3 protein-coding genes and 1 pseudogene are annotated in these 6,463 nt (G+C 70.6%); 2 read left to right on the forward strand and 2 right to left on the reverse strand.

What is annotated here, in order from left to right; all coding sequences use genetic code 11:
• Positions 1-149 precede the first annotated feature (149 nt).
• Together H299_RS0123140 and H299_RS0123145 are read right to left on the reverse strand one after the other, a co-directional pair.
• Positions 150-2,339: an MMPL family transporter gene (locus H299_RS0123140; protein ID WP_051262758.1), complete on the reverse strand. Its 2,190-nt coding sequence runs from the start codon at positions 2,337-2,339 to the stop codon at positions 150-152.
• Positions 2,340-2,674: 335 nt separating this feature from the next.
• A complete protein-coding gene (locus tag H299_RS0123145; RefSeq protein ID WP_027750346.1) occupies positions 2,675-4,123 on the reverse strand; it encodes a multicopper oxidase domain-containing protein in 1,449 nt (482 codons plus the stop codon).
• Between the two features lie 977 nt (positions 4,124-5,100).
• Between H299_RS0123145 and H299_RS0123150 the strand changes: the two genes are divergently transcribed.
• Both H299_RS0123150 and H299_RS0123155 read left to right on the forward strand, forming a co-directional pair.
• Positions 5,101-5,436 (forward strand): 4Fe-4S dicluster-binding protein, encoded by a 336-nt coding sequence (locus H299_RS0123150; protein WP_027750347.1) that lies wholly within the window; start codon positions 5,101-5,103, stop codon positions 5,434-5,436.
• A pseudogene (locus H299_RS0123155) lies at positions 5,433-6,463 on the forward strand (hypothetical protein); the annotation flags it as partial. The gene H299_RS0123150 and the pseudogene H299_RS0123155, both read left to right, overlap by 4 nt.

The raw sequence follows: 6,463 nt of genomic DNA on the forward strand, positions 1-6,463 counted from the left end.
TGCGACCGCGCGGGAAGTCGTGTCTTTGCCATATCTAGAGGTTTTCTTTGTCACCGCTATGACGGATGGCGGTGGGGGAATGTGACCGGGGCGCGGGGTGCGGCGCCCCGGGGAGCTGCCGCGCCCCGCGCCCCGGCCGGGGGGGCGGGTCAGGTGGCGGTGCCGACCCCGGCGGGCTGGGCCTCGGCGGGCGGGGTGGGGGCTTCGGCGGCCTCGGGGTGGCCGGGGCGCCAGATGCGGGGGCCCATGTCCAAGGAGAGGGCGGGGATGAGGAGGCTGCGGACGATGAAGGTGTCCAGGAGGACGCCGACGGCGACCAGGAGTCCCTGTTGCAGGGAGGCGACGGTGGGGATGACGGCCAGGACGCAGAAGGTGGCGGCCAGGACGAGTCCGGCGGAGGTGATGACGCCTCCGGTGACGGTCAGCCCGGTCAGGATGCCCTCGCGGTGCCCGCGGTGCTGGACCTCCTCCCGGGCGCGGGTCATCAAGAAGATCGTGTAGTCGACGCCGAGGGCGACCAGGAAGAGGAAGCCGAACAGGAGCAGTCCGCGGTCGATGCGGGGGTAGCCCAGGGCGTTGAAGAGCAGGGCGGCGCTTCCCACGGCGGCCCCGTAGGACAGGACGACCGAGGCGAGCAGCAGGAGGGGGGCGACCACGGCGCGCAGCAGCAGGATGAGCATGAGCAGGACGACGGCCAGGATGAGGGGGATCAGGAGGATCTCCTCCTTCGTCTGGGCGTCGGAGGTGTCGAGTTTGACTGCGCTCTGGCCGCCGACCAGGGCGGATCGGGCTTCGCCGGGGGCGTCGGACAAGGCGGTGCGCATGCGTTCGACGGTGTCGCGGGCCGCTTCGGTGTCGGGGGCGGCCTCCAGGACGGCGCTCAGGTGGGTCCAGCCCTCGGCGGAGGCGGCCTCGGTGGCCTGCGAGACGCCCCGGGTGCCTTGGAGGGCGGCCAGGGCTGCGGCCTTGCCCTCGGTGGGGACGTAGACGTCGGCGGGGCCGGAGGAGCCGGCGGGGAAGTGGCGGGCGAGGAGTTTTTGGCCTTCGACGGAGTCGACGGTCTGGGTGAACTGCTCTTCTTGGGTCTGCCCGGTGGACAAGGTGGTGGAGCCGAAGGCGAGGGCGGCCAGGATGAGGGCGGTGGCGATCCAGATCTGGCGGGGCTTGCCGCTGACGAAGCGGGCGACGCGCTGCCAGATGCCGTGGTCCTTGGTGGTGTCGGCGGCCTCGTAGGCGGGGTTGTGGCGGGGGATGAAGGGCCAGAAGGCCCAGCGGCCGAGGATGACCAGCAAGGCGGGCAGCAGCGAGGTCATGGCCAAGAAGGTGACGGCGACGCCGATGGCGACCACGGGGCCCAGGCCCTGGGTGGAGTTCATGCTGCCGAAGACGAGGCACAAGGTGGCCACGCCCACGGTGGCCGCGGAGGCGGCGATGGCGGGCAGGCAGCGGCGCAGGGCGTAGGCCATCGCCTCGTGGCGGTCCTCGTGGCGGTGGAGTTCCTCGCGGTAGCGGGCGATCAGCAGGAGGGCGTAGTCGGTGCCGACGCCCAGGACGAGGATGGTCAGGACGTAGGCGCTCTGCCCGTCGACGACCAGGCCGGCGTGTTTGGCCAGGAGGTAGACGACGGCGCTGGCGATCTGGCTGGCCAGTCCGACCGAGAGCAGGGGGATCAGCCACAGGACGGGGCTGCGGTAGATGACCAGGAGGAAGAGGGCGACCAGGCCGAGGGTGACGAACAGGAGGGTGGCGTCCATGCCGGAGTAGATCTCGATGAAGTCGGCGATCTGGCCCGCTTCACCGGCGATTCTGACCTCGAGGCCCTGGGGTGCGTCCTTCTCGGCCGCCTCGCGCAGGTCCTTGACGCCGTCGCCCAGGACGTTGTTGTCGCTGTGGTCGGTGTGCAGGGGGATGCTGAGGAAGGCGGCCTTGTTGTTCTGGGCGACGACGGCCTGGGGGATGTCGCCGGCCACGGCCTGGTGGGAGCCGAGCTGGTCGCGGTCGGCGTTGACCTTGTCCAGGTCGGCGGCGGTCAGGCCGCCCTCGCGGGCGTAGACGACGACGGCGCCGCTGATGTTCTTGTCGTCGAAGTGCTCCTCGGCGATGTCCACGGCGCGGGTGGACTGGGCGTCGGAGGGGAGCCAGCTTTGGGGTTCGTTGTTCTGGACGTCGCCGATCTTGGCGGCGAGCGAGCCGCCGAAGCTGATGAGCAGCACCCACAGGACGAGCACGGCCCATTTGGAGCGCCGGCCGGCCACGATCCGGGCGTAGCGGTCGAAGGGTGAGGCGGCGGGGGGCGGTGGCGCGGTGGCCGGCTTGGGTAGGGGGGAGTGCGTCGTCATGGCTGCTCGCTATGGGTCGGGAGTCCTGCGCGGTGGGCGAGGGCTCGTGGAGCTCGCGGGTCTTCCGCGGGCGGCCCCCGAGAGCCTGGTGTGGTTGCGGGCTGCGAGGCGGTGGGTGGCCCGCTGACGTGTGCTTCGCGGTCACGGCCGGACGCCACGGTCGGCTGGGGGTCACTGCTATGACGGATGGCGACAGCGGAATGTGACGGTGGGGTGCGAGGCGGCGGTGCGGGCGGGGACGGCGCGGGGGCGTGCCCGGGCTCCGGCCCGGGCACGCCCCCCCCTTTTTTGGTCTTGTCCTGCTGGTCGCCGCGTGGCGGCTGCTCAGGTGCGGGTCACACGACCTGGAGGGTGGCCATCATGCCCATGGCCGAGTGGTCGAGCATGTGGCAGTGGTAGACGTACTTGCCGCGGTAGCCGGTGAAGGTGGCCTGGATCTTGACGGTTTCGCCGGGCATGAGGCGGACGGTGTCCTTGAGGCCGTTCTCGTGGCCGGAGGTGACCGGGGTGCCGTTGCGCTCCAGTATCCGGAACTGGACGAGGTGGATGTGGAAGTTGTGCGGGGCCCGTTCGTTGGTGTTGGTGACCGTCCACACCTCGGTGTCGCCGTACTGGATCTGGGCGTCCACGCGTTCGGGGTCGAAGGTCTTGCCGTCGATGTAGCCGCGGCGGTTCTCCCCCACCTCGTCGGACTTGAGGAGGATGGTGCGCTGGACGGTGGGAGTGGGCAGGGCGGGCAGGGTGCGCAAGGTGGCGGGGACGGTGCTGTTGTCCTCGGCGGGTCCGGTGACGCGGAACTGGAGGAGCTGGGCGAGGGGGCTCTCGGGGGTGGTGCCCTCGGAGTTGGCCAGCACCAGGCGGGTGCCGGCGGTGTAGCGGGAGAAGTCGATGACGATGTCGGCCCGCTCGCCGGAGCTCAGGGGCAGGGAGGTCAGCTGCTGGGGGGCGGCCAGCAGGCCGCCGTCGGTGCCTATCTGGGTGAAGGCGGAGTCGTCGGAGAGTTTGAGGGTGAAGAAGCGCATGTTGGAGGTGTTGAAGAGGCGGAAGCGGTACTTGCGGGCCTTGACCTCGAGGTAGGGCCAGGTGCGGCCGTTGACCAGGGGGAAGAGGCGGGTGCGGTCGTTCATCGCGTAGATGAGCTGGCCGGTGTCGTCGAAGCGGGCGTCCCGCAGGTCCAGGGGGATGTCGTAGGCGCCGGAGGGCAGGCTGAGGTTCTTCTCGATGTCGTCGGTCAGCAGGTAGAAGGCGGTCAGGCCGCGGTAGACGTTCTCGGACTCGACGTGGTGGGCGTGGTCGTGGAACCACAGGTTGGCGTGCGGCTGTTCGTTGGGATAGGTGTAGGTCTTCTGTCCGCCGCCGGGGGCCAGGACGTCCATCGGCCAGCCGTCGCTGTCGTGGGGGACGTGGGCGCCGTGCAGGTGGACCGAGGTGGGCACGGTCAGGCCGTTGGTCTGCTGGACGACCACCCGGCGCCCGGTCTCGGCCTTGATCAGCGGGCCGGGGAAGTGGCCGCCGTAGGTGCGCAGCACGGTGGTCTTCCCGGGGATGACCTCTTTGCTGACCTCCTGCATGCGCAGGGTGTAGACGTCGGTGGTGCGGCGGCTGGCCGAGGGGGCGAGGCGGGGTAAGAGCGGCATCGCCCGGACGAACTTCTCAACGGTCGCCGGGTCGAGGTCGCCTGCGGCCGCGGCGGATTTGTCGGCGGACGGCAGGAGCAGTCCGGCGCTTCCCATCGCTCCGGTGACTACGGCGCCGGCCTTGATTGCGGTTCTGCGTGTGACCATGAATCCCCCATGGAGACGTGCCGCCGGAGCCTTGGCGTGTCCGGGCGGCAATAAAAGGTGCGATGAAGAGGGTTTGCGGGCTCTTGTGGGCCCGGTCGGGTTGGTTTGTCGACAGGGTTTGCTGTTTGACTTTTCCGGCGTGCGCCGGTATGCCGCAGGCGGCTGGGGGTGGGGTGCCGCCTGGGCGGTGGCCGGTGAAGGACTCACCGCTCTTGGCGCGGTGGGACCGGGCGTTCTCTCTTCGCGTTTCGCGGTTCTGCTCGCCCGTCCCCCCGTGCAAGATCCTGGTGTTCCGTGTGTGGGCGTGCCGGCATCCCGTGGGGGGTGTGGGGTGCGGCACTCACGGAAGTGAGAGTTTTCCTTCGCCGGTGCTCCCGGGGTGAGGCCCGGGGGCGATGTACCAGATTCGACCCCAAGTCTCTTCGGTCCGCAATGACCGATCAACGTGCCTGGTTTCAGGGTTTGGTCAGGTTGCGCCGCATCGCGGGCGCCAGTGTGCGGGCGGCGTCTGGGCAGGCGGGGGTGTGTCCGCGCGGGTGCGGGTGTGCGAGGCGGGCGCGGGGTGTGCCCTAGGTCACTGCGGCGGGCGGTGCGGACTGCGTCTGGGGTGCTGGGTGTTCGGCGTCGCGTGGGAATCGGGGGCTGTGGCATTGTCGGGGGACCCGCGGGCCGAGGGCGCCGCCCGGTGCGCGCTGTGCCCGCCGGGGCGGGGCCGGGTGTGCGACTGCGGTGTTTCCGCGGTTGCACGGGCGGCGGCCGGCGGTGCGGGTGCCGTGTGGTGGTGTGCGGTTTTATCGCGGTGTCCCGCGGGGTGTTCCGCTTCGTTCTTTATCGGCTCCGCCGGGGTGCGCCGGCTGTTCTCCATTCCCACCGGGCATCGCGTCGTGTAATTCTTGCCGACGCCGCCGTGGACCGGCGTGGCTGTTATTGCTCTTAAGTGCGGGCACGTGAAACAGACCTGAGGGGAGTGCTGAAGAATGCCCAGTGATAAGAACACTCCGGCCCCAACCAGGACCGGGCGGTCCGATCTGATCGCGGAGCGGTCGCGGAATGAAGCGTGGAAGAAGCCGCCGCGCCGTATCGAGGCGTCGGAATGCATCACGTGTGACACGTGCCTGCGGGCGTGCCCGCCGGAGTTCGGTGCGATATTCGACCGGGGGCTGGATGTGGTCATCGTTCCCGAATTGTGCTCGGGGTGCCCCAAGTGCGTCCTGGAGTGCCCGGTGGACTGCATCTACGTGGACGAGGAGTGGACGCCGACGGACAACGACATGTGGAGTCATGTCGGGCTGACCGCCGAGGAGGCGTCATGACCGCGCCGGCCGGCAACAGCGGCACCTCGCGCAGGGCGGTGATGGCCAAGAAGCGACAGAGCCGCCGTCCCAGCAGGCTGGGGTCGGCGGCGGGGGTCGCTGGGGGGCCGGACTATCCGGTGGCCGAGGGGGCGGGGTTTCCGCAGCTGCTGCGGGAGGCGTGGCGGGCCGCCCGTGCGGCCCCCGATCTGGCGGCGGCGGTGGAGAGGCTGCTGACGCTGGGGGGGCATGTGCCCGCCGATGTGCAGCTGCGGGCGCTGCGGGTGGCCGACGAGTCGGCGCTCAAGGCGCTGTGCGGGGTGACCTGGCGGCAGGAGGAGGGCGGCGGGGAGCCTGCGGCGGTGCTGGCGCCGGGTGAGGCGCCGGCGTTCTGGGGCGAGCTGGGGCTGACCACCAGCGGCCGGATCGTGTTACGGGCGCCGTCGCAGGGGCCGCTGGCCAATGAGGAGGACCTGGTCGAGGGGGTGCTGCGGGTGCCGTGGCCGGCGCGTGCGCTGGTGGACTACCGCGGTGAGGTCAGCCGGGCGGCGGCGCGGTTCTCGCGGTCGGTGGCCGACTGCCGGCAGTGGCTGGCCGCGGGGGGCACGCAGAGCCGGGACGAGATGCTGGAGCTGCTCAAGGAGGCGGCGCTGCGCACCGCTCCCTTCGTGCTGTACCAGGAGGGCAAGCAGTACACCAACTTCCGTGACCGCAACACGGTCACGGGCAAGACGCTGTGGCCGGGGCATCCCGACTGCGCGCTCAGCAGCCTGCAGGGGCTGCCGCTGGATCTGTGGTCGGACAACGACGTGGTGATGGTGGTGTGTCTGACGCTGCTGGTGCGCTCGGCGGGCTTCGCGCGGATCGAGGAGGCCAACGGCACGCAGCTGACGGTGGATCACATCGCGTTCATGCTGGAGCGGGTGCGGCGCAACTACAACGCGGTGCCGGGGGGCCGGAAGGTGGCGCCGGCGGCGTCCTGGCGGGTCGGGGAGCTGAACGATCTGGCGCTGGCGCTGCGGGAGCGGCGGGAGCGGGTGCGCGGGAG

The sequence above is a fragment of the Streptomyces sp. CNH287 genome (assembly GCF_000424825.1).